Annotated in this window: 25 protein-coding genes, 1 tRNA gene and 1 riboswitch; of the genes, 10 read left to right on the top strand and 16 right to left on the bottom strand. The window is 69.1% G+C overall.

What is annotated here, in order from left to right; translation table 11 throughout:
• Window positions 1-25 precede the first annotated feature (25 nt).
• From ACIPFH_RS00600 to ACIPFH_RS00590, 3 genes are all read right to left on the bottom strand, one after another.
• Window positions 26-346, bottom strand: a complete 321-nt coding sequence (locus tag ACIPFH_RS00600) for a multidrug efflux SMR transporter (RefSeq protein ID WP_015660107.1) — start codon at window positions 344-346, stop codon at window positions 26-28.
• Window positions 347-381: 35 nt separating this feature from the next.
• A riboswitch (guanidine-III (ykkC-III) riboswitch) is annotated at window positions 382-455 on the bottom strand.
• A 62-nt stretch (window positions 456-517) separates the two neighbouring features.
• A complete protein-coding gene (locus ACIPFH_RS00595; RefSeq protein WP_234482940.1) occupies window positions 518-820 on the bottom strand; it encodes a co-chaperone GroES in 303 nt (100 codons plus the stop codon).
• Between the two features lie 132 nt (window positions 821-952).
• Window positions 953-1,282 (bottom strand): DUF3618 domain-containing protein, encoded by a 330-nt coding sequence (locus tag ACIPFH_RS00590; RefSeq protein ID WP_356246688.1) that lies wholly within the window; start codon window positions 1,280-1,282, stop codon window positions 953-955.
• A 94-nt stretch (window positions 1,283-1,376) separates the two neighbouring features.
• Here ACIPFH_RS00590 and bcp point away from each other — a divergent pair, with 94 nt between their 5' ends.
• Together bcp and ACIPFH_RS00580 are read left to right on the top strand one after the other, a co-directional pair.
• Window positions 1,377-1,844, top strand: coding sequence for a thioredoxin-dependent thiol peroxidase (gene bcp, locus ACIPFH_RS00585; protein WP_356246686.1), 468 nt, complete (start codon window positions 1,377-1,379; stop codon window positions 1,842-1,844).
• A gap of 346 nt (window positions 1,845-2,190) precedes the next feature.
• Window positions 2,191-2,273: transfer RNA gene (locus ACIPFH_RS00580), tRNA-Leu, on the top strand.
• Between the two features lie 66 nt (window positions 2,274-2,339).
• Here the strand turns inward: ACIPFH_RS00580 and rdgB are convergent.
• The 4 genes from rdgB to ACIPFH_RS00560 all read right to left on the bottom strand — a co-directional run bounded on the left by rdgB (window position 2,340) and on the right by ACIPFH_RS00560 (window position 4,612).
• On the bottom strand, window positions 2,340-2,942 hold the full coding sequence (gene rdgB / locus ACIPFH_RS00575; RefSeq protein ID WP_401821670.1) for an RdgB/HAM1 family non-canonical purine NTP pyrophosphatase: 603 nt from the start codon (window positions 2,940-2,942) through the stop codon (window positions 2,340-2,342).
• Between the two features lie 92 nt (window positions 2,943-3,034).
• On the bottom strand, window positions 3,035-3,451 hold the full coding sequence (locus ACIPFH_RS00570) for a hypothetical protein (protein WP_401821667.1): 417 nt from the start codon (window positions 3,449-3,451) through the stop codon (window positions 3,035-3,037).
• Between the two features lie 110 nt (window positions 3,452-3,561).
• Window positions 3,562-4,299 (bottom strand): ribonuclease PH, encoded by a 738-nt coding sequence (gene rph, locus ACIPFH_RS00565; RefSeq protein ID WP_356246680.1) that lies wholly within the window; start codon window positions 4,297-4,299, stop codon window positions 3,562-3,564.
• A 79-nt stretch (window positions 4,300-4,378) separates the two neighbouring features.
• On the bottom strand, window positions 4,379-4,612 hold the full coding sequence (locus ACIPFH_RS00560) for a glucose PTS transporter subunit EIIB (protein ID WP_020132213.1): 234 nt from the start codon (window positions 4,610-4,612) through the stop codon (window positions 4,379-4,381).
• Window positions 4,613-4,797: 185 nt separating this feature from the next.
• Here ACIPFH_RS00560 and ACIPFH_RS00555 point away from each other — a divergent pair, with 185 nt between their 5' ends.
• Window positions 4,798-6,096: a PTS transporter subunit EIIC gene (locus ACIPFH_RS00555; protein ID WP_401823667.1), complete on the top strand. Its 1,299-nt coding sequence runs from the start codon at window positions 4,798-4,800 to the stop codon at window positions 6,094-6,096.
• Between the two features lie 158 nt (window positions 6,097-6,254).
• A complete protein-coding gene (locus ACIPFH_RS00550) occupies window positions 6,255-7,505 on the top strand; it encodes a PTS transporter subunit EIIC (RefSeq protein WP_356246678.1) in 1,251 nt (416 codons plus the stop codon).
• A gap of 99 nt (window positions 7,506-7,604) precedes the next feature.
• Here the strand turns inward: ACIPFH_RS00550 and ACIPFH_RS00545 are convergent, their stop codons facing one another.
• The gene (locus ACIPFH_RS00545) at window positions 7,605-8,357 is read right to left on the bottom strand and encodes an MBL fold metallo-hydrolase (RefSeq protein WP_401821664.1); all 753 of its coding nucleotides are present in this window, start codon (window positions 8,355-8,357) and stop codon (window positions 7,605-7,607) included.
• Window positions 8,358-8,636: 279 nt separating this feature from the next.
• Here ACIPFH_RS00545 and ACIPFH_RS00540 point away from each other — a divergent pair, with 279 nt between their 5' ends.
• Entirely contained in the window at window positions 8,637-9,119 is a 483-nt protein-coding gene (locus ACIPFH_RS00540) for a type II toxin-antitoxin system PemK/MazF family toxin (protein WP_401821662.1), read from the top strand.
• 36 nt (window positions 9,120-9,155) lie between these two features.
• Here ACIPFH_RS00540 and ACIPFH_RS00535 read toward each other — a convergent pair whose 3' ends face one another.
• The 5 genes from ACIPFH_RS00535 to ACIPFH_RS00515 form a co-directional block, all read right to left on the bottom strand.
• Window positions 9,156-10,106 (bottom strand): PLP-dependent cysteine synthase family protein, encoded by a 951-nt coding sequence (locus ACIPFH_RS00535; protein ID WP_401821659.1) that lies wholly within the window; start codon window positions 10,104-10,106, stop codon window positions 9,156-9,158.
• A gap of 16 nt (window positions 10,107-10,122) precedes the next feature.
• The gene (locus ACIPFH_RS00530) at window positions 10,123-10,401 is read right to left on the bottom strand and encodes a MoaD/ThiS family protein (RefSeq protein WP_401821657.1); all 279 of its coding nucleotides are present in this window, start codon (window positions 10,399-10,401) and stop codon (window positions 10,123-10,125) included.
• A 126-nt stretch (window positions 10,402-10,527) separates the two neighbouring features.
• The gene (locus ACIPFH_RS00525) at window positions 10,528-10,623 is read right to left on the bottom strand and encodes a putative leader peptide (protein WP_020132206.1); all 96 of its coding nucleotides are present in this window, start codon (window positions 10,621-10,623) and stop codon (window positions 10,528-10,530) included.
• A gap of 571 nt (window positions 10,624-11,194) precedes the next feature.
• A complete protein-coding gene (locus ACIPFH_RS00520) occupies window positions 11,195-11,782 on the bottom strand; it encodes an isochorismatase family protein (RefSeq protein WP_356246667.1) in 588 nt (195 codons plus the stop codon).
• Between the two features lie 96 nt (window positions 11,783-11,878).
• Entirely contained in the window at window positions 11,879-13,276 is a 1,398-nt protein-coding gene (locus tag ACIPFH_RS00515; RefSeq protein ID WP_401821653.1) for a nicotinate phosphoribosyltransferase, read from the bottom strand.
• A 139-nt stretch (window positions 13,277-13,415) separates the two neighbouring features.
• Between ACIPFH_RS00515 and clpS the strand changes: the two genes are divergently transcribed.
• From clpS to ACIPFH_RS00495, 4 genes are all read left to right on the top strand, one after another.
• Window positions 13,416-13,733, top strand: a complete 318-nt coding sequence (gene clpS / locus ACIPFH_RS00510; RefSeq protein WP_057574446.1) for an ATP-dependent Clp protease adapter ClpS — start codon at window positions 13,416-13,418, stop codon at window positions 13,731-13,733.
• Window positions 13,734-13,744: 11 nt separating this feature from the next.
• Window positions 13,745-14,353 carry a DUF2017 domain-containing protein gene (locus ACIPFH_RS00505; protein WP_401821650.1) on the top strand — a complete coding sequence of 203 codons (609 nt, stop codon included), beginning with the start codon at window positions 13,745-13,747 and terminating at the stop codon, window positions 14,351-14,353.
• A 334-nt stretch (window positions 14,354-14,687) separates the two neighbouring features.
• Window positions 14,688-16,121, top strand: coding sequence for an amino acid permease (locus tag ACIPFH_RS00500; RefSeq protein ID WP_356246659.1), 1,434 nt, complete (start codon window positions 14,688-14,690; stop codon window positions 16,119-16,121).
• Between the two features lie 196 nt (window positions 16,122-16,317).
• Window positions 16,318-16,746, top strand: coding sequence for a Mov34/MPN/PAD-1 family protein (locus ACIPFH_RS00495; RefSeq protein WP_401821648.1), 429 nt, complete (start codon window positions 16,318-16,320; stop codon window positions 16,744-16,746).
• A gap of 59 nt (window positions 16,747-16,805) precedes the next feature.
• On the opposite strand, the gene ACIPFH_RS00490 is transcribed toward ACIPFH_RS00495, so the two are convergent.
• Complete coding sequence (locus tag ACIPFH_RS00490; protein WP_401821645.1) at window positions 16,806-17,159, bottom strand: hypothetical protein; 354 nt, start codon at window positions 17,157-17,159, stop codon at window positions 16,806-16,808.
• 133 nt (window positions 17,160-17,292) lie between these two features.
• Complete coding sequence (locus ACIPFH_RS00485; protein WP_401821642.1) at window positions 17,293-19,641, bottom strand: immune inhibitor A domain-containing protein; 2,349 nt, start codon at window positions 19,639-19,641, stop codon at window positions 17,293-17,295.
• Between the two features lie 366 nt (window positions 19,642-20,007).
• On the opposite strand from ACIPFH_RS00485, the gene ACIPFH_RS00480 reads away from it, so the two are divergent.
• A complete protein-coding gene (locus ACIPFH_RS00480) occupies window positions 20,008-20,355 on the top strand; it encodes a hypothetical protein (protein ID WP_401821640.1) in 348 nt (115 codons plus the stop codon).
• Between the two features lie 64 nt (window positions 20,356-20,419).
• Here the strand turns inward: ACIPFH_RS00480 and ACIPFH_RS00475 are convergent, their stop codons facing one another.
• Complete coding sequence (locus tag ACIPFH_RS00475; RefSeq protein WP_401821637.1) at window positions 20,420-21,136, bottom strand: RDD family protein; 717 nt, start codon at window positions 21,134-21,136, stop codon at window positions 20,420-20,422.

Genomic DNA, 21,136 nt, shown 5'->3' with positions numbered 1-21,136 from the left:
CCCGGCACCCCCGTGCCGACGCACCTCAGTGACCGCTGGTCGCCTTGAGTCCCACCACGGCGACCAGCAGCAGACACACGAAGAAGATCCGGGCGGCGGTCGCCGGCTCCCCCAGCACCACCATGCCGACCACCGCCGCCCCGGCCGCCCCGATCCCCACCCACACGCCGTAGGCGGTACCGATGGGCAGAGAACGGGCGGCGTACGACAGCAGGAGCATGCTGGCGACGATGCCGGCGCCGGTGAACAGACTCGGGACGAGCCGGGTGAACCCGTCCGTGTACTTCATCCCGACCGACCAGCCGACCTCGAGCAGACCCGCGACGACAAGCAGAACCCAGGCCATGACAGGCACCTCCGAGACGCGGACTCACTGACACCGATGCGTCGTCTTTGCCTGCGTTCCCGGTACGGCGCGTCTCGTCGGGCTCCTTCTAAACGTAGCAAGGAAACGACAAAAGGGCCGGTGACGATGGTCACCAGCCCTTCTCGCCGACAAATCAGAGGCGCAAGCCGATCAGAGGTACAGCCCGGTCGAGTCCTCCGAACCCTCGAATCGGTCCGCCGCCACGGCGTGCAGATCGCGCTCCCGCATCAGCACGTACGCGACACCCCGCACCTCGACCTCGGCACGGTCCTCCGGGTCGTACAGCACCCGATCCCCCGGCTCCACGGTCCGCACGTTCTGCCCCACCGCGACCACCGCCGCCCAGGCCAGCCGGCGACCGACGGCCGCGGTGGCGGGAATCAGAATGCCGCCACCCGAACGCCGCTCACCCTCGCCGGTCTCCTGCCGCACGAGCACACGGTCGTGCAGCATCCGGATGGGCAGCTTGTCGTGCGGGGTACTCAGGTCGTCTCTCTTGGCGCTCACACCACTGAACCTACCTGCCGAAAGCGCATCCGTACGCGAGCGGGGGTCCGGGCTACGGAGCAAGAGGCGTACGGACGATCAGCGCCCGCGACGCCGTCCGCTGAACGCGAGCAGCCCCACGACACCGACGACCACGAGCGCCACCGGCACGACCCGCTCCAGCCGGGGCGCGCCCTCCTCGTCCACGAACTGCGCCCGCACTCCGCTCACAGCGCGGTTGACCTGGACGTAGGCCTTCCCGAGCGTGTGATCGACGTTGGCCACGACCCTGGCCTTGGCGTCCCCGACGATGGTCTTCGGGTGCACCCGCACCCCGATCTCGTCCAGCGTCTCCGCCAGCACCTCGCGGCGGGCCCTGATGTCCGCCTCGATCTGCGCCGGGGTTCTGGTGTCCGACGTCTCCGCCACGGTAAGGCCTCCGAAGTCAGCTGTGTCTTGTTCCGGACAGTCTGTCAGCTCTGCCCGCCGCCGCACCGCCAGGACCCCCGGTTACGCTGGCCCGATGAGCGAGCGACTCCAGACCGGGGACGTGGCCCCCGCCTTCACCCTCCCCGACGCCGACGGCAACCAGGTGTCCCTGTCGGACCACAAGGGCCGCAAGGTCATCGTCTACTTCTACCCGGCCGCGCTTACCCCCGGCTGCACGAAGCAGGCCTGTGACTTCACGGACAACCTGGAACTCCTGACCGGCGCCGGTTACGACGTCATCGGCATCTCCCCCGACAGCCCCGAGAAGCTGGGCAGGTTCCGGGACAAGGAGTCCCTGAAGGTCACCCTCCTGGCCGACCCCGAGAAGACCGTCACCGAGGCCTATGCCGCGTACGGCGAGAAGAAGAACTACGGCAAGACGTACATGGGCGTCATCCGCTCCACGATCGTGGTCGACGAGGAGGGCAAGGTCGAACGGGCCCTCTACAACGTCCGCGCCACGGGCCACGTAGCCAAGATCATCAAGGACCTGGGCATCTGAGTCCCCTTCCGGCCGGCAAGCGGCCCGCGTCGGAACACCCCGGCACGGGCCGCTTCACGTTCGGTGCGTTACTGTCCGATAAACGGTTCATTACTCCGTACGAGACCACGAACGAGTGGTCGGTGCCGGAGGGGCACGGCGTGCGGGGCACAGCCGGACGATCGGCGCATACAGCCGGGAAAGGCTCGCGCCGAAGGTTGCCGCGGCGAGAACCTGCGATACCTGTGCCCCAACTGCCATGCGCTGACAGAGACGTGGTGCCGACAGGATGAGAGAACACCGCTCGCCGGATAGCTGCGGATCCCCGTACACTTGCAGGCACCCGTCGCTCGACGGCGGGCGGCCAGCGGCCTTGGCGGAACGGCAGACGCCTCGCGTTTAGGGCGCGATGGGAGCAATCCCGTGAGGGTTCGAATCCCTCAGGCCGCACTTATCCTCACTTGCAAGGTCCGGCGTGCGACTTCCGCAAATCCGGACCTTGCTGGTGGGTACTCCTCAGCCCAGCAACTCCCGTACCACCGGCACCAGCCCCCGGAACGCCTTGCCGCGGTGGCTGATCGCGTTCTTCTCCTCCGCCGTCAGTTCCGCGCAGGTGCGCGTCTCGCCGTCCGGCTGGAGGATCGGGTCGTAGCCGAAGCCGTTCGCGCCGGTCGGGGTGTGGCGGAGGGTGCCGGTCAGGCGGCCCTCGACGACGCGTTCCGTGCCGTCCGGGAGGGCCAGGGCCGCCGCGCAGGCGAAGTGGGCGCCCCGGTGTTCGTCGGCGATGTCCGAGAGTTGGGCCAGGAGCAGGTCCAGGTTGGCCCGGTCGTCGCCGTGTTTGCCGGCCCAGCGGGCGGAGAAGATGCCGGGGGCGCCGTTCAGCACGTCGACGCAGAGGCCCGAGTCGTCGGCGACGGCCGGGAACCCCGTCGCCTGGGCGAGGGCGTGGGCCTTCAGGAGCGCGTTCTCGGCGAAGGTGACGCCGGTTTCCCTGACGTCGGGGATGCCGGGGTAGGCGTCCGCGCCGACGAGGTCGTGGGGCAGGCCTGCGTCGGCGAGGATCGACCTCAGTTCGGTGATTTTTCCGGCGTTGCGGGTGGCGAGGATCAGGCGGGTCATGCGCCCAGTATCCCCAGTCCCGTCGTCGCCGGTTCCGGCGTTCCCGGTTCCGGCGTTCCCGGTTCCGCCGTCATCGGTCCGGTCGGCCGTTCCTACGGCGTGCAGACCTTCGTGAGTTCGCCTGCCGCGTCCGTGACGGGGCTGAGGTCGGGGGTGTTGTCGCCGTTCTCGACGGCTGTGCGGACGTTGGTGACGGCTGCCTGGAGGTCGTCGACCGCCTTGTTGACGTCGGCGTTGTCGGTCTTGTCGCCTATCTTGTCGAGGTTGTTCTCGATGGAGGTCAGCGATTCCTGGGTCTGGGTGGGGTCGTTCGCGGCGTTCTCCACGGCCTGCTGGAGGTCGGTGACGCTGTCGGCGATGGAGTCGGCGGTCTGGACGCAGTCCAGGGCCTTGTTGACCGCGTCGCAGCCGGTCGCCGTCAGTCCGACGGTGAGGGCGACGGCCGCGGTGGCGGCGGCTATGACGGTACGGCGACGCCGGTGCTGGCGTCGGCTCGCGGCCGTGGACATAAGTGGTTCCTCCCCTTGCCAGGCCCTGGAGGCCCCCGTTGGTGTACTGGCCAAGACGCCTCGGCGGGCGGGCCGGTTGCTCGCGCCCGCCGCATCTCTTGGTGTTCCCTTTACTTTTCCAGGACCGTATCAAGTGCCGTGCGCTGCAGGACAGCCAGTTCCGTGCAGCCGGAAACGGCGAGGTCCAGCAGGGAGTTGAGCTCATCGCGGTCGAACGGCTCGGCTTCGGCGGTGCCTTGGACCTCGACGAAGCGGCCGTCGCCGGTGCAGACGACGTTCATGTCGGTCTCGGCGCGGACGTCTTCCTCGTAGCAGAGGTCCAGGAGCGGCACCTTGCCGACGATGCCGACGGACACCGCGCTGACCGTGCCGGTGAGGGGCTGGCGGCCGGCCTTGATGAGTTTGCGGCCCTGGGCCCAGGTGATGGCGTCCGCGAGCGCGACGTAGGCGCCGGTGATGGCGGCCGTACGCGTGCCGCCGTCGGCCTGGAGGACGTCGCAGTCGAGGACGATGGTGTTCTCGCCGAGCGCCTTGTAGTCGATCACGGCGCGCAGGGAGCGGCCGATGAGGCGGGAGATCTCGTGGGTGCGGCCGCCGATCTTGCCGCGGACGGATTCGCGGTCGCCGCGGGTGTTGGTGGCCCGGGGGAGCATGGAGTATTCCGCGGTGACCCAGCCTTCGCCGCTGCCCTTGCGCCAGCGGGGGACGCCTTCGGTGACGGAGGCGGTGCAGAAGACCTTGGTGTCGCCGAAGGAGACGAGGACGGAGCCTTCGGCGTGCTTGCTCCAGCCGCGTTCGATGGTGACCGGGCGGAGTTGTTCGGGGGTGCGGCCGTCGATTCGAGACATGGCGTTGAGCCTAGCCGTAGCGGCGGAAGGGGCTCCTCCCACGGGTGGGAGGAGCCCCTGAAGAGTGAGCGCGCGGAGGTTACATCATGTCTTCGATTTCCGCGGCGATGGGGTCGGCGTCGGTGCCGATGACGACCTGGATGGCGGTGCCCATCTTGACGACGCCGTGGGCGCCGGCGGCCTTCAGGGCGGCTTCGTCGACGAGTGAGGCGTCGTTGACCTCGGTGCGCAGCCGGGTGATGCAGCCTTCGATCTCTTCGATGTTGTCGAGGCCGCCGAGTCCGGCGACGATCTTCTCAGCCTTGGTGGCCATGTTCCGTCTCCCTGAATTCCCTGATGCGACCTGCGATGTGAACCGCTTTGTCGCAGTAACCCACAGTTGGCCCAGCTTCGCGAGCGATTGTGCCGGGTGTGCCGAAGGATGACGTCAAGGATGACGTCGCAGCAACCCAATCGTCCGTAGCTGGTCTACACCACCTGACAGGCGGTCGCCAAACGATGAGTGCCGAGAGCGCCCGGACCGAGGTCAGCCCCGCCCGCCGACGCTGGCACATCGCGTTCCAGGGTCTGCAGAAGATGGGGCGCAGTCTTCAGCTCCCGATCGCGGTGTTGCCGGCCGCGGGCATTCTCAACCGGCTTGGTCAGCCTGATGTGTTCGGGGACGAGGGGCTGGGTTGGACGAACGTGTCGCGGGTGATGGCGGGGGCGGGCGGGGCGCTGCTCGACGGCACTCTCGGGCTGCCGATGCTGTTCTGCGTCGGTGTCGCGATCGGTATGGCGAAGAAGTCGGACGGTTCGACGGCGTTGGCGGCGGTGGCGGGCTTCCTCGTCTACTACAACGTGTTGCGGCAGTTCCCCGAGGACTGCGAGCCGGGTTCGAAGGTGATCCCGGGCATCGGGTGTCAGGCGACGGACAGCACGGTGGGGGCGTTCGCGTACCAGAATCCGGGGGTGTTCGGCGGGATCGTCATGGGGTTGCTGACGGCGTTCTTCTGGCAGCGGTATCACCGTACGAAGCTGGTGGACTGGCTCGGGTTCTTCAACGGGCGGCGGCTGGTGCCGATCATCATGGCGTTCGTGGCGATCGCGTTCGCCGCTTTGTGTCTGTGGGTGTGGCCGCCGATCGGTGACGCGTTGGAGAGCTTCAGCGACTGGCTGGACGGGTTGGACGCGTGGGGTGCGGGCATCTTCGGTGTCGCGAACCGGGCGTTGCTGGTGATCGGTCTGCATCAGTTCCTGAACGTGCCCATCTGGTTCCAGTTCGGGAGTTTCACGAAGCCGGACGGCATGGTGGTGCACGGTGACATCAACATGTTCCTGGCGGGCGATCCGGACGCGGGGCAGTTCACGTCGGGCTTCTTCCCGATCATGATGTTCGCGCTGCCCGCGGCGGCGCTCGCGATCACGCACTGTGCGAGGCCGTCGCGCCGCAAGGAGGTCGGCGGTCTGATGTTGTCGGTGGCGCTGACGTCGTTCGTCACGGGGATCACCGAGCCGATCGAGTACTCGTTCCTGTTCGTCGCGCCGTTGCTGTACGCGGTGCACGCGGTGCTGACGGGGGCGTCGATGGCGGTGACGTGGGGGCTGGGGGTGCACGACGGGTTCAGTTTCTCGGCGGGGCTCATCGACTACGTCATCAACTGGAATCTGGCGACGCGGCCGTGGGCGATGATCCCGATCGGCCTGTGTTTCGCCGTCGTCTATTACGTGATCTTCCGTTTCGCGATCACGAGGTTCGACCTGAAGACTCCTGGGCGGGAGCCGGAGGAGGAGCGGGAGGACGTCACCAAGGCGTAGTCGGGCGCGGAGGGCGGCCGGCGGTGGGGCGCCGTCGGTCGTAGCCGAGCGTAATACCACGATTACGGGAATCGTGGGTTCCTTATGCCACCTTCATCGTGCTACAACATGGTCTACACCACTGAGTGGTGTAGACCACCACCCGATGGAGGAAGTCTATGAGCACCGCCACCGCGCCCACGGCGGCCCCTGAGAAGAGATGGGGATCCGGCCTTCTGCAGGGCCTGCAGAAGGTCGGCCGCAGCCTTCAGCTCCCGATCGCCGTGCTGCCGGCGGCGGGCCTGCTGCTCCGGCTCGGTCAGTCGGACGTCCAGGAGAAGCTGCATCTGCCCGACAAGGTCACGGCGGTCTTCGCCACGGCCGGTGGCGCGATCTTCGACAACCTGCCGATGCTCTTCTGTATAGGTGTCGCGATCGGCTTCGCCAAGAAGTCGGACGGCTCCACGGCGCTGGCCGCGCTGGTCGGCTTCCTGGTCTACAGCAACGTCCTCAAGGCGTTCCCGGTGGCCGAGGCCAAGGTCCAGGCGGGTGCGGACATAGCCGCGACCTACAACAACCCCGGTGTCCTCGGCGGCATCGTGATGGGTCTGCTCAGCGCGGTGGTCTGGCAGCGGTTCCACCGCACGAAGCTGGTGGACTGGCTCGGCTTCTTCAACGGCCGTCGTCTGGTGCCGATCATCATGGCGTTCGTCGGCACGCTCCTCGGTGTCTTCTTCGGTCTGGTCTGGGAGCCGATCGGTGAGGTCATCTCGGACTTCGGTGAGTGGATGACGGGTCTGGGCGCGTTCGGCGCGGGTCTGTTCGGTCTGATCAACCGCGCTCTGATCCCGGTCGGCATGCACCAGTTCGTGAACTCCGTCGCCTGGTTCCAGATCGGCGACTTCAAGGACTCCGCCGGTGCCGTCGTGCACGGCGACCTCACCCGCTTCTTCGCCGGTGACCCGACCGCCGGTCAGTTCATGTCCGGCTTCTTCCCGATCATGATGTTCGGTCTGCCGGCCGCCGCCCTGGCCATCGCGCACAGTGCCCGCCCCGAGCGCCGCAAGGCCGTGCTGGGCATGATGATCTCGCTCGCGCTGACCTCCTTCGTCACCGGTGTCACCGAGCCCATCGAGTTCTCGTTCATGTTCATCGCCCCGCTGCTGTACGCGATCCACGCGGTGCTGACGGCCCTGTCCATGGCGATCACCTGGGCCCTCGGTGTCCACGCGGGCTTCACCTTCTCCGCGGGTGCCATCGACTACGGGCTGAACTGGAGCCTGGCCACCAAGCCCTGGTTGATCATCCCGATCGGCCTGGTGTTCGGCGCCGTCTACTACGTCGTCTTCCGCTTCGCCATCACCAAGTGGAACCTCCCCACCCCGGGCCGTGAGCCCGAGGAGGAGATCGAGGACCTCACCAAGGCGTAGCCGCCGGCAGGTGCCGTCCGCCGGTACGCGCAGGAGAAGGCCCCCGGAGCCCTGAACCGCTCCGGGGGCCTTCTGCGCGGCGTGCGCGATTCCTCGGGGTCAGATCTCGTACGTCTTCCGTGGCGCGGCCAGTTCCGCCGGGCCGTCGTACACCGCGCGGGCGTCCGCCAGGTTGACCTGGGGGTCCGTCCACGGCGGGATGTGGGTCAGCAGGAGCTTCCTCGCGCCCGCCCTGCTCGCCGTCTCGCCGGCCTCGCGGCCGTTGAGGTGCAGGTCGGGGATGTTCTCCTTGCCGTGCGTGAAGGCGGCTTCGCACAGGAACAGATCGGTGTCGCGGGCGAGTTCCTCCAGCGCGGGGCTGATGCCGGTGTCGCCGGAGTAGGTCAGCGAGCGGCCGCCGTGTTCGACGCGGATGGCGTACGCCTCCACCGGGTGCGCCACGCGTTCCGTGTGCACGGTGAAGGGGCCTATGTCGAAGGTGGACGGCTTGACCGTGTGGAAGTCGAAGACCTCGCTCATGGAGGAGGCCGAGGGGGTGTCGGCGTAGGCCGTGGTCAGGCGGTGCTCCGTGCCTTCCGGGCCGTAGACCGGGATGGGGTCGCAGCGGCCGCCGTCGTGCCGGTAGTAGCGCGCGACGAAATAGGCGCACATGTCGATGCAGTGGTCGGCGTGCAGATGGCTCAGGAAGATCGCGTCGAGGTCGTAGAGACCGCAGTGGCGCTGCAACTCGCCCAGGGCGCCGTTGCCCATGTCGAGAAGCAGCCGGAAGCCGTCGGCCTCGACGAGGTAGCTCGAGCAGGCCGATTCCGCGGATGGGAACGACCCCGAGCAGCCGACGACGGTGAGCTTCATAAAGCAGAAACCTCCGCTGGCGGGAACCGAGAAGTACCCGGTGGGTCCGGGGGACGGATCGTGGAACGAATGATCGTTAAATGGGGCGACGGGGGTCGTGCGGTGCGTCGAGCGTAAGGCGCAAAACCCCGGGTCGCTCCTCCGCCAGGGGCCGTTGTGGGGGAACTCACCTGTGGTGTCACCGGTTCGGCTGGACCCGGGGCACGTGAAGCGCGCGAGAGGGCGGCGAGGTGCGCGAGGAGGCGCGCGGTGGCGCTCGCGCGCCGGTACCGTCGTCGTATGGACACGTCCTGGTGGCTCGCGCTCGCGGCGGTGATACTGCTCGCGCTGGTCGCGACGCTCGTGGACGGCTGGGGGCGGGGACGCCGGCCGCGGAGGCGCCGGAGCCGGCCGCCGGGCCGTGCGACGGGCCGGCCGCAGGGCCGGTCGACCCGGGGCCAGGGCCTCGCCGGTCATCCCAAGCCCGCGGAGATCTGGTGGGCGAACGTGCCGTTCGAGGACGGCCCGGAGGTGAAGGACCGGCCGTGCCTGGTGCTGACGGTGCGTGGTGACCGCGTGACCGTCGCGAAGATCACCAGCAAGTACCGCGACGAGCGGGCCGGGGTGATCCCGCTGCCGCCGGGCGCCGTCGGGGACGCGCGGGGGCGGCCGAGCTTCCTGGAGACGGACGAGCTGCGCCAGGTTCCGGTGGAGGATTTCCGGCGCCGGGTGGGGGTGGTGGACCCGGTCCTGTGGGACCAGGTCCGTCACCTGTCTACCTGACGGTCCTGAGGCGTCGCCGCCTGGACTCCGGAGGCCTCACGCCCAGAGCTGGCCCTGCAGGGTCTCGATCGCTTCCTCCGTGGTGGCCGCGGTGTAGACACCGGTCGACAGGTACTTCCAGCCGCCGTCCGCCACGACGAACACGATGTCGGCGCTCTCCCCCGCCTTGAGCGCCTTCTTTCCCACACCGATCGCCGCGTGCAGGGCGGCTCCGGTGGAGACGCCCGCGAAGATGCCCTCCTGCTGGAGGAGTTCCCGGGTGCGGGTCACGGCGTCCGCCGAGCCGACCGAGAAGCGGGTGGTGAGGACGGAGGCGTCGTAGAGCTCGGGTACGAAGCCCTCGTCGAGGTTGCGCAGGCCGTAGACCAGGTCGTCGTAGCGCGGCTCGGCGGCGACGATCTTCACGTCCGGCTTGTGTTCGCGGAGGAAGCGGCCGACGCCCATCAGCGTCCCCGTCGTGCCGAGGCCGGCGACGAAGTGGGTGACGGACGGGAGGTCGGCGAGGATCTCGGGGCCGGTGGTGGCGTAGTGGGCGCCGGCGTTGTCGGGGTTGCCGTACTGGTAGAGCATCACCCAGTCGGGGTGCTCGGCGGCGAGCTCCTTGGCGACGCGTACGGCAGTGTTGGAGCCGCCGGCGGCCGGGGAGGGGACGATCTCGGCGCCCCACATGGCGAGCAGTTCCCTGCGCTCCTGCGAGGTGTTCTCGGGCATCACGCAGACCATGCGGTAGCCCTTGAGCCTGGCCGCCATGGCGAGGGAGATGCCGGTGTTGCCGCTCGTCGGCTCCAGGATGGTGCAGCCGGGGGTGAGACGGCCGTCCTTCTCCGCCTGCTCGACCATGTGCAGGGCGGGTCGGTCCTTGACGGAGCCGGTGGGGTTGCGGTCCTCGAGCTTCGCCCAGATACGGACGTCGGCGGACGGCGAGAGCCTCGGCAGGCGCACCAGAGGGGTGTTGCCCACCGCGGCCAGCGGGGAGTCGTAACGCATGGGGTCCGGCGGCCGATCAGGCCATGCCGCCGGCCACGGCCGGCAGGATCGTCACGGTGTCACCGTCGGTCAGCTTGGTGTCGATGCCGTCGACGAAGCGGACGTCCTCGTCGTTCAGGTACACGTTGACGAAGCGGCGCAGCTTTCCGTCGTCCACGATGCGGGCGTGGATGCCCGCATGCCGGGTCTCGAGGTCGGTGAACAGGTCGGCGACGGTGTCACCATTGCCCTCCACCGCCTTCTGACCGTCGGTGTACTGGCGGAGGATGGTGGGGATGCGGACCTCGATGGCCATGGCTCAGGGCTCCTGTCGGAAGGTGTGGGCTGCGCGGGTTCGTGCGGGTGAGGCTCCCCACGCTCGGCTGCGCTCGCGCGGGAGGTACCCCCATCGGCTCACGGCCGTACGGCCGCGGGTACAGGGTCAACAGATGGCGCTGGCGAGCCTGCACAGGTCGACGTGCAGCCGCGCCACGAGCAGTGCGCCCGGCGTCTTCTCGCTCACGTCGTTCAGAACCATGGGCTCATCGTATCGATTCCCGGTCCGGCTCCTGGAATGTGATCCCACATCGCGGACGGAATGGGGCCGGGGGGTGAGATGTCACCGGGAAGCCATCGGGATGTCGGCCCGGCTCGCACACGGATTCCAGGTCGCCTCACGGCCGCGTGATCCGGTCGCCTGCCCTCTGTCGCGGACCGCCGGTCGCCGGTGGCCGTGCCGTCGGGCCGACGCGCGGCGCACCAGTCGGGTCGGGACGATCACGGAGGGCACGCCCGGCGGCGGGGGCGCTGACTGGCGCCCTGGCAGGGCTGCTGACGGGCGGTGACATGGCCGGTGGCGGGGGCTGCGGCACGCCTGTCGTCACGTCCGTGGGCCGAGCCGGTGGCGGGGGCCGCGGAACGTCCGTCGGCACGACCGTCGACCGGGCCGGTGGCCGGGGCCGCGGCACGCCCGTCGGCACGACCGTCGCCACGCCTGACGACCGGGCCGGTGGCCAGGGCGCACGCCCGTCGGCACGACCGTCGACCGGGCCGGTGGCCGGGGCCGCGGCCCGGGCCGGTGGCCGGGGCCGCGGCACGTCGGACAGGTCCTAGACGACGACCGGCTTGCCGGTCAGTTCGACGCCGGCCGTGCGCAGTTCCTCCAGGGCCCGGTCGGTGCTCTCCTTGGCCACGCCGGCGGTGAGGTCCAGCAGGACCTGGGTGCGGAAGCCGGCACGGGCCGCGTCCAGGGCGGTGGCCCGTACGCAGTGGTCGGTCGCGATGCCGACGACGTCCACCTCGTCGATCTGGCGGTCCCGCAGCCAGTCGCCCAGTCGGGCGCCGTTCTCGTCGGCGCCCTCGAAGCCGCTGTACGCGGCGGAGTAGGCGCCCTTGTCGAAGACGGCGTCCACGGCGCCGGAGGCGACGGCGGGCGCGAAGTTGGGGTGGAAACCGACGCCCTCCGTGCCCGCCACGCAGTGCGCGGGCCAGGAGTGCACGTAGTCGGGGTTGTCGGCGAAGTGGCCGCCGGGCGCGATGTGGTGGTCGCGGGTGGCCACCACGTGCCGGTATCCGGCGGGGGCCTGTCCGATCAGTTCGGTGATGGCGGCGGCCACGTCGGCGCCACCGGCCACGGCGAGGCTGCCTCCCTCGCAGAAGTCGTTCTGCACGTCTACGACGATCAAGGCGCGGCGCATGGTCGGTGTCCTTCGACTGAGGGTGAAGTAATTGAGCCTAGAGACTTTGTCGGCCCCGCGGGAGGGGGCGTGGCCCGGTGTATGCCGGGTTACGCGCTAGCTACCCGACGGACCCTGTACATACTCCGTGGGAATGACGGGTTCCCCGCGCGAGAGCTGTATCGCGGAGAGGGGCAGTCCGGCGCGGGCCGCGATGTGGCGGTCGCGGACGACGTCCAGGGGCTCGTGGGCGACGACCTCGCCGCCCTTGACCAGCTGGACGAGCAGCTGGTGGTCGGCCAGTCGGGCGGGGACGGCACCGGTGCCGACGACCTCGGCCTCGGCCACCCCGTGCGCGTCGGGCCTGCGGGCCGCCCACTTGCGTCCGCCGATTGAGGTCTTGCCGCCGGACGACTTCTTCGCCACCGATACCAGCGGCGCCTGCGGATCGGACGACTCGGCGCGGGCGACGAGCTTGTAGACCATCGAGGCGGTCGGGTGCCCGGAACCGGTCACCAGCTGGGTTCCGACGCCGTACGCGTCCACGGGGGCCGCCGCCAGCGAGGCGATGGCGTACTCGTCGAGGTCGGAGGTGACGATGATCCGGGTGTCCGTCGCGCCGAGCTCGTCGAGCTGCTGGCGTACCCGGTGGGCGACGAGGAGCAGGTCGCCGGAGTCGATGCGGACCGCGCCGAGTTCGGGCCCGGCGACCTCGACGGCCAGGCGGACGGCCTCGGCGACGTCATAGGTGTCCACGAGCAGTGTGGTGCCCCGGCCGAGCGAGTCGACCTGGGCCCGGAAGGCGTCCCGCTCGCTGTCGTGGAGGAGGGTGAAGGCGTGCGCGCTGGTGCCCACGGTGGGGATGCCGTAGCGGAAACCGGCGGCCAGGTCGGAGGTGGTGGCGAAGCCGCCGAGGTACGCGGCGCGGGAGGCGGCGACGGCGGCCAGTTCGTGGGTGCGGCGGGCGCCCATCTCGATCAGGGGGCGCTCGCCCGCGGCGGAGGACATCCGGGAGGCGGCGGCCGCGATCGCGGAGTCGTGGTTGAGGATGGAGAGGATCACGGTCTCGAGGAGCACGCACTCGGCGAAGGAGCCCTCGACCCGCATGATCGGGGAGCCCGGGAAGTAGACCTCGCCCTCCGGGTAGCCCCAGATGTCACCGGAGAAGCGGTATGCGGCGAGCCGGTCCAGGGTCTCCTCGTCGACGATGGCGCGTTCGCGCAGGAAGCCGAGGACGTCGGCGTCGAAGCGGAAGTTCTCGACGGCGTCCAGGACGCGCCCGGTGCCCGCGACGACGCCGTAGCGCCGGCCTTCCGGCAGTCGCCGGGTGAAGACCTCGAACACGCTGCGCCGCTCGGCCGTGCCCGCTTTGAGGGCCGCCTGGAGCATCGTCAGTTCGTACTGGTCCGTGAAGAGCGCCGTCGACGGAACGCCCACCCGTCGCCCACCACCATCCTTCTGGGGAAGAGCTTCGCGTCCTTCTTCTTCCGGAAGCCCAAGGTCCGCCACGTCCACTTACCTCACCCAGTTCATGACTCTCCGGCTACCCCAGGCGCGGCCGGGGGTCCGGGGGTTGTCCCCCGGCGTGTGCAGCATGGCAATGGATGCTACACCCCTTTGCGTCAGTGTGACGATTTATGGGGCTCGTGGCAGCATGGGCCTTGTGACGTCACCCGCTCCCCTTGAGATCGAACGCACCGAGTCGGCGGAGGAGGTCTTCGCCGTACCCGAGCCGGACGTCCCCTGGGTCACGATCGTGCACAACGACCCGGTCAACCTCATGAGCTACGTGACATACGTCTTCCAGGCGTACTTCGGGTACTCCAAGGACAAGGCCACCAAGCTCATGCTGGACGTCCACCACAAGGGCCGGGCGGTCGTCTCCAGCGGAAGCCGCGAAGAGATGGAACGCGACGTGCAGGCCATGCACGGATACGGCTTGTGGGCCACCCTCCAGCAGGACCGGAAGTAGCCTCCCCTCCTATGCCTGGACACTTCGAACCGCTCCCCGGCGGCGGCGCGGCCGTCGCGCTCGACGACGTCGAGATCTCCATCATCCGGTCGTTGGCCGTGCAGCTCCTGGAGCTCATCGGCCCCGGCCCCGCGGAGGACGCCCCCGACGACCCGCTCGCCGAGCTCTTCGCCGACGGGCCGAGCGAGCCCCCCGCCGATCCGGTGCTGCGCCGGCTCTTCCCGGACGCCTACACAGACCCGGAGGGCACCCCGGGGCCCGCGCGGGCGGACGAGCAGAAGGCGCACTCCGCCGAGTTCCGCCGCTACACCGAGAACGACCTGCGGGCCGGGAAGCGCGGGAACGCCCTCACGGTGGTCCGCTCGCTGGACAGGCTGGCCTCAGAGGCGGCCGGCGAGGGCGGGGCGGTGCTGAAGCTGACTCCGCAGGAGTCCCAGCAGTGGCTCCGGGCGCTCAACGACCTGCGCCTGGCGATCGGCTCCCGCCTGGAGATCACCGACGAGGACGACACGGACCTCCTCTACCGGCTGCCGGACGAGGATCCGCGCAAGCCGATGGTGATGGCGTACCTGTGGCTGGGCGGGCTCCAGGAGACGCTCGTGACCACCCTTCTGCCGTAGCCCCTATGCGGTAGTTCATACGCATTCCCGTTCGCTCAGAGGACGCTCAAATCCGGATAACGATCGCATTACCGCGACGGCCGGGAGTGTCCTCTTTGTGTCTCGTTCATCCACTTCTTCTTGTGTCGTGCGCCACAGCCCGCCCGGGTGATCGATATTGCGGGCGTGATAAATCTTCACGACCGCCCGGCGAACACCACCCGTATGTTCGGCCGGGTGCGCCACCGAGCCGGTTGATCGCCGGCCAGGCATCGCTCCATCAGTCCGGGGGGATCGAAACCCGATCCGAGGCCGACGAGAGGCCCGGTTCGGAATGGAGAAAGGCGCACCACACATGACCTCTGAGAAGGTCACTGACACCGCTGTCACTGACACTCCCGAAGAGGGGTACGAACGCGGACTCGGCAGCCGCCAGGTCCAGATGATCGCGATCGGCGGCGCCATCGGCGTCGGGCTCTTCCTGGGCGCCGGCGCGAACATCGCCAAGGCCGGTCCCAGCCTCATCCTGATGTACGCCCTCGCGGGCGGGATCATCTTCTTCATCATGCGGGCGCTGGGCGAGCTGCTGCTCTACCGCCCGGTCTCGGGTTCCTTCGCGGAGTACTCGCGCGAGTTCCTCGGCCCGTTCTTCGGTTACTTCACCGGCTGGACGTACTGGCTGATGTGGGTCGTCACCGGTATGGCCGAGCTGACGGCCGCCGCGATCTACGTCAACTACTGGTTCCCGGCCGTCCCCCAGTGGGTGACCGCACTGGTCTTCCTGGTGATCCTCTTCGGGGTCAACCTGATCTCCGTGAAGCTCTTCGGTGAGCTGGAGTTCTGGTTCTCGATGGTGAAGGTCACCGCACTCATCGGCATGATCGTCATCGGCCTCGGTGTCCTCACCTTCGGCTTCAGCAGCGCCGGCGACACGGCCGCGGTCTCCAACCTGTGGGCCTTCGACGGCTTCTTCCCCAAGGGCGTCGGCTCGTCCCTGATGACCCTCCAGGGCGTCATGTTCGCCTACCTCGCGGTGGAACTGGTCGGCGTCACGGCCGGCGAGTCGCAGGACCCGGAGAAGACGCTCCCCAAGGCGATCAACACCCTGCCGTGGCGCATCGCGCTGTTCTACGTCGGGGCGCTCACGGTCATCCTGTGCGTGGTGAAGTGGACCGAGTTCGCACCGGGCGTCTCGCCGTTCGTCGAGGCGTTCGCGAAGATCGGCATCCCGGCGGGCGCCGGAATCGTGAACTTCGTGGTGCTGACGGCGGCCCTGTCCTCCTGCAACTCGGGCATGTACTCCACCGGCCGCATGCTGCGGAACCTGGCCGACAGCGGCGAGGCCCCCGCGGTCTTCAGGAAGCTGTCGTCGACCAAGACCCCCGCCTTCGGCATCACGGTCTCGGTCCTGTTCATGGGCATCGGCGTCGTCCTGAACTACGTCGTCCCGGAGAAGGCCTTCGGCTACGTCACCTCGGTGGCCACCGCGGCCGGCATCTGGACCTGGCTGATGATCCTGATCAGCCACGTCCTCTACCGCCGCGCGGTCGTCGCGGGCCGCCTGCCCGCCTCGTCCTTCCCGGCTCCGGGCGGCTCGGCGTTCAGCTGGGTGGCCATCGTCTTCCTGCTCTTCGTCACCGGCCTGATCGCCTACGACGCCGACTCCCGGGTCTGTCTGTACGTGATGGCGGGCTGGGCGGTCGCGCTCGGCATCGGCTGGGTGGTCCTGAAGGGCCGCAACCCGGACATCACCGAGCGACGCGAGCCGGAGTTCGAGAAGGTCGGCTGACCGACCGGTCGACCACCCCCCAGGACGTCCGGCCGCAGGGAGCTCTCGTGGCGCCCCCTGCGCCAGCCGCTCAGGACGTCCGCGATGTGGGCCGTTCCGTACCACCCACCGGTACGGGACGGCCCACCCGTCATCCGCCACCGCCCTGCCCGACGCGCCGCCCGCGGCCCCATGGCTTCTGCATATCCTGGCCGTCATGCGGACACTGACCATCACCCGGGCCCTGCACGACCAGATCGTCGCCCACGCGCGCAAGGACCACCCCGACGAGGCGTGCGGCGTGGTCGCGGGCCCGGCGGGCACGGACCGGCCGGAACGTTTCATCCCGATGCTGAACGCGGCCATGTCACCCACGTTCTACGAGTTCGACTCGGGCGACCTGTTCAAGCTCTACCGCGAGCTGGACGACCGCGACGAGGATCCGGTGGTCATCTACCACTCCCACACGGCGACGGAGGCGTACCCGTCCCGCACGGACATCTCGTACGCGAACGAGCCGGGCGCGCACTACGTCCTGGTCTCCACGGCCGACACCGACGGACTCGGCGAGTTCCAGTTCCGCTCGTTCGCCATCGTGGACGGAGTGGTCACCGAGGAGGACGTACGGGTGGTCGACGCGTACTGAGGCGCGAGGCCTTCACGCCCTCGCCCCGCGCCCCCGCGCCTTCGCCTTCGCTCCCGCGTCTACGCCGCCGCGCCCCGCAGCAGCGCCCCGATGGGGCGCCACAGCTCCGGTACGGCGACGACGCCGATCGGGACACCGACGCCGGGGGCCGTGCGCCATATCAGGCCGTCCGGATGGTGGAGCACCGCGGTGACCTCGTCGGGGGTGGGTGGCGCCGCGTTGCCGCGCAGGTAGACGGCCCGCAGGCCCAGGTTGCGCAGCCTGGTCAGGGCCCGAGCCCGGTTGTGGGCGTGGACCAGCACGCGGACGTCCGTGGAGGCCCCTGGGAGGCCCTCCCGGGCGGCGGGGCTGGGCAGGTTCAGCGCCACCACCACTCTGCCGTTGGGCAGCTTGCAGAAGCCTCCTGCGGCCATGCGGTCACACCCCCGTGCGAGTCGGTATCGAGGTCGATGTCAATAAGAAGAGCACAGGAGGCACCTAAACACGATCGGCGGCAACCCGCCAGGGGGTCACCGCCGATGTGTGTCTGACCTGCGAAAACGTTGACTACTTGGTCGAGGGACCGACCTTCACCTTGATCTTCGAGCCGTCGGTGGCCTCGTAAACGATCTTGATGGTGGTGTTGGTGTCAGTGACCTTGACGCCCGCGAGCGGGGTCGCCGCGTCGTAGTACGTCGACTTGCGGTCGTCGAAGACGGAGACGCCCGGGCTCGACTTGATATTGACCGCGACGTCCGCCCTGTGCAGCGTGATCGCGTCCGTGCGGTACTGGCTGAACGGCGAGTCGAAACTCTGCAGACGGGCGTTCATCGCGGAGCCGTCGGCCCACTTCAGCGGGGTCGGGTGCGAGTCGATCGGGAGGATCTGACCCTCACCCGGGTGCTGGCTGGTGTTGTCGTCCGCCTGGGAGGTGTCCCACTTCCAGATCAGCAGACCGTTCTGGTACGGGTAGTGCTCGACCCAGTCGGGACGGGTCGTCGAGAAGCCGAAGTTGTACGGGCCGACCTCGAGGGTCTTGTCGTACGACACGTACTGGCGGTTCTCGGCGATGTAGTACTGGGCGTAGTCGTCCGTGATGGACGCGCCGATGCGCGAGAAGCCGGTCGCGGTCCAAGCGGCGTCCGCCGTCTCGGCGTTGTCGGAGAAGAGCGTGGCGCCGTCCGCCGTCACCTTGATCTCGTCGGCCGCGAAGCCCTTCTGGGCCACGCCGCCGTCGGTGGCGTAACGGAAGCGGACGCTGATCTTCTGGCCCGCGTAGGCGTCCAGCGGGAACGTCAGCTTCTGGTAGGCGTCGACCGTGCCCGTGAGGGCCGGCTTGCCGCTGCCGTCACGCGGGATCGCGGAACCGTCGGCCAGAGTGCCGTCGACCGGCGTCCAGTTGGCGCCGTCGGTGGAGACCTCGGTGTACAGGTAGTCGTAGTCCTGCTCGATGTCCCACCAGCCGTCCAGGGACAGCGACGCCGACGTCTTGCCGGTCAGGTCGACCGCGCGCGTCAGGGTGTTGCGCAGGTCGTCGCCGCTGCCGCTCCACCACTGCTTGGCGCCCTCGGCCGGGGCGACCACCTCGGTGGTGACCTCCTTCTCCGGCAACTGGACCACGAGCGCCTGGGCGTTCTTGGTGTTGTACTCGGCGACGCCCAGCGTGTGGCTGGACTTCACGCCCGCCTTGGCCACGTCGTAGTCGAGCCAGCCCAGCTGGAGCTTGTCCCAGGCGTTCATGTCGCCGGGCAGGTCGCCGATGGCCTGCTTGCCGGTGCCGAGCCAGGAACCGGAGGACATCAGGGTCCAGAAGCCGGTGGAGTTCTCGCCGCCGCCGGAGGTGTCGTACTCGTCCGGCAGGCCGAGGTCGTGGCCGTACTCGTGCGCGTAGACGCCGAGTCCGCCGTTCTCCGGCTGGATGGTGTAGTCGCCGACCCAGATGCCGGTGTCGCCGACCTGGGTGCCGCCGAGCTTGTTGGTGTCCGGACCGGTGGCGCCGGCGTCGGTGCCGAAGGCGTACCAGCGGTGGGCCCAGATGGCGTCCTCGCCCTGGGCGCCGCCGCCCGCGGACTCGTCCTCGCCGGCGTGCACGATCTGGAAGTGGTCGATGTAGCCGTCCGGCTCGTTGAAGTCGCCGTCGCCGTCGTAGTCGTAGCGGTCCCACTGGTCGAAGGTGGCCAGCTCCGCCTTGATCTGGGCGGCGGTGGCGCCGGCCGCCTCACGCTGGGCGACCCAGGCGTTGACGCCGTCCTGGACCGCGTACCAGGCGCCGGTGGAGGCGTTGTTGGAGCCGTACCGGGCCTCGTTGTAGGGGACCTTGACCCAGTCGGTCACCTCGCCCTCGACCGAGTAGCGGCCCGAGGACTGCTTCTCGTAGTACTTCTTCAGCGACTCGGTGTTCTTGCCGGTGCCGAAGTACAGCTCCTGGAAGTGCTTCTGGTTGTAGTCCGCCTGCCAGGCCGTGGAGTTGTCCGTGGCCCGGTCCGGCGCGGCTATCTTGTTGTGCAGCGGGCCGGCCGTGCCGCCGTAGCGGCTGTCGACCTGGTCGCCGAACTCGACGAGGATCGTGAAGATCTTGTCGGTCTTCTCGCGGCCGAGCTCGACGTACTTGCTGTCGCCCTTGCGGCTCTTGAGCTGGACGACCTTCGAGCCGTCCCGGTCCTTGACCGAGGCCTGGCCGGATATGACCTGCTTGAGAGCCTCCTCGCGCTGCGCCTCCTGGGTCTTGCTGAGCGGGCCGTCGAAGTCGTGCTTCTTGGCCTTGGCCGGCTGCGGGTCCTGCCGGTCCACCGCCGGGGCCTTCGCCGAGGTGTTGTCGGCGGCCTGTGCCACGGCGAACGCCGAGAACGTCGCCGAAGCCGCCGCAAGGGCGACGACCGTGGCGGCTGTCCTGAACGTCCAGGATCTACTGGTCACTCGATGTCCTCCCACGCACGCGTCCGGACGCGCGGAAGGGGGATCCCTGTCAAGGAAGGTCCGCGCGCTGTTATACGCGTGTAGTCAAGTGACGCTATTTGACTACTGGTTTACGAGAAAAGACAGACCTTGACTTGAACAAGACAAGTGCATTATTGGGAAGGGGAGTTCGCATTGCGGACATGTGGCTGTAACCGGCCGGTGGCCGTGACGGGCGCGTGGCGCAGTCCACTTGGTGGACGTCATGACTCCGTGCGCCCCCTGTGCACCGGCACCGTGGGTTAGGTCACGCTTACCGTTCGTTCCGCTCGGGCATGCAGCCGAATAGAGTCGAGACCGCCCCCGCTTCCGAGGACACCGATTGCCATGCCTCGTCCGACTGTTGCACAGCTCACGTACGGTTCCTGCACCGTCATCTTCTCGACGCTCGCCATGCTGCTGCTGTCACAGACGAGTTCGGGCCCCGGCATCGCGGTCGTCGTCGTCGCCGCGGTCGCGCTCGGCGTGCTCGTCGCCATGACGGTGCCGGTGCCGAAGGCGTCGCGAGCCCCCGTGGCCCGCTCCGTGATCCGTCCCGCGACCCGCTCCACGGCGAGCACGCCCGCGAGCCGGCCCGACCCCGTTCCCGTCCCGGCACGCGTGTCCGTGCACGCGCCGGTCCCGGCTTCGGTCGCCACCGCGCCCGAGCCCGTCCGTGAGCCCACGGCCCCCTGACGCACGCGCGCACGACGCAGGGCCCGCGCCTCGTGGCGCGGGCCCTGCGTCGTGCGCGGACACCTCACCGCGTGCTGACCACCACCGTCTTGGCCGCCTTGTCGTGCAGCCCCTGCTTGTAGGGCTTGTCGAAGAAGCTCCAGCCGCCGCAGACCGCCGTCCACAGACAGGCGCAGCAGAACGCGAACGGCACCCACAGCACCAGGGCGCGGATCAGTGACGTCTGCGCGGAGGGCGTGGAACCGTTGTCGAGGTCGGCCACGCGCATGCCGAGCCACTTCTTGCCCAGCGTCTGGCCGGACTTCGCGGTCAGGATCGTGTCGTAGGCGACGTAGAGGATCGCGGCGAGGAGCTCCCGGCCGAAGGTCTTGCCGAACTCGATGTCGTCCGCGTCCACCGTGTACTGGGCGACCCCGAAGGCCCACGCCAGCAGCGTCACCACGATGAAGACGAGGATCATGTCGATGATCCGGGCCAGCGTGCGCCTGCCGCTGTCGGCGAGCGGGGGCATCCCGGAGAGCGGGTCCGCGGGGTAGCCGCCGTAGGGATCGCCACCCTGCGGGCCGCCACCGTGGTGCGGGGGCCCGCCGGGTCCGCCGCCGCCCGGCCCGCCTCCGTACGGTCCGTGCGGGGCGTCGTACGGCGAGCCCGGCCCCTGACCGTGAGGGGGCTGCCCCTGGCCGTACGGGGGCTGCGGGGGCTCCTGCGGCGGCTGCTTCCGGAACGGGTCGTCCTCCGGCGGCTCGCCGCCGCCGGAACCGGGGGGCGGTTCGGTGGTCAT

The sequence above is a fragment of the Streptomyces sp. NPDC088157 genome, from assembly GCF_044741545.1.
Lineage (GTDB): Bacteria > Actinomycetota > Actinomycetes > Streptomycetales > Streptomycetaceae > Streptomyces.
The sequence above is the reverse complement of the archived record's forward strand: the minus strand, read 5'-3'. Positions and strand labels throughout refer to the sequence as shown.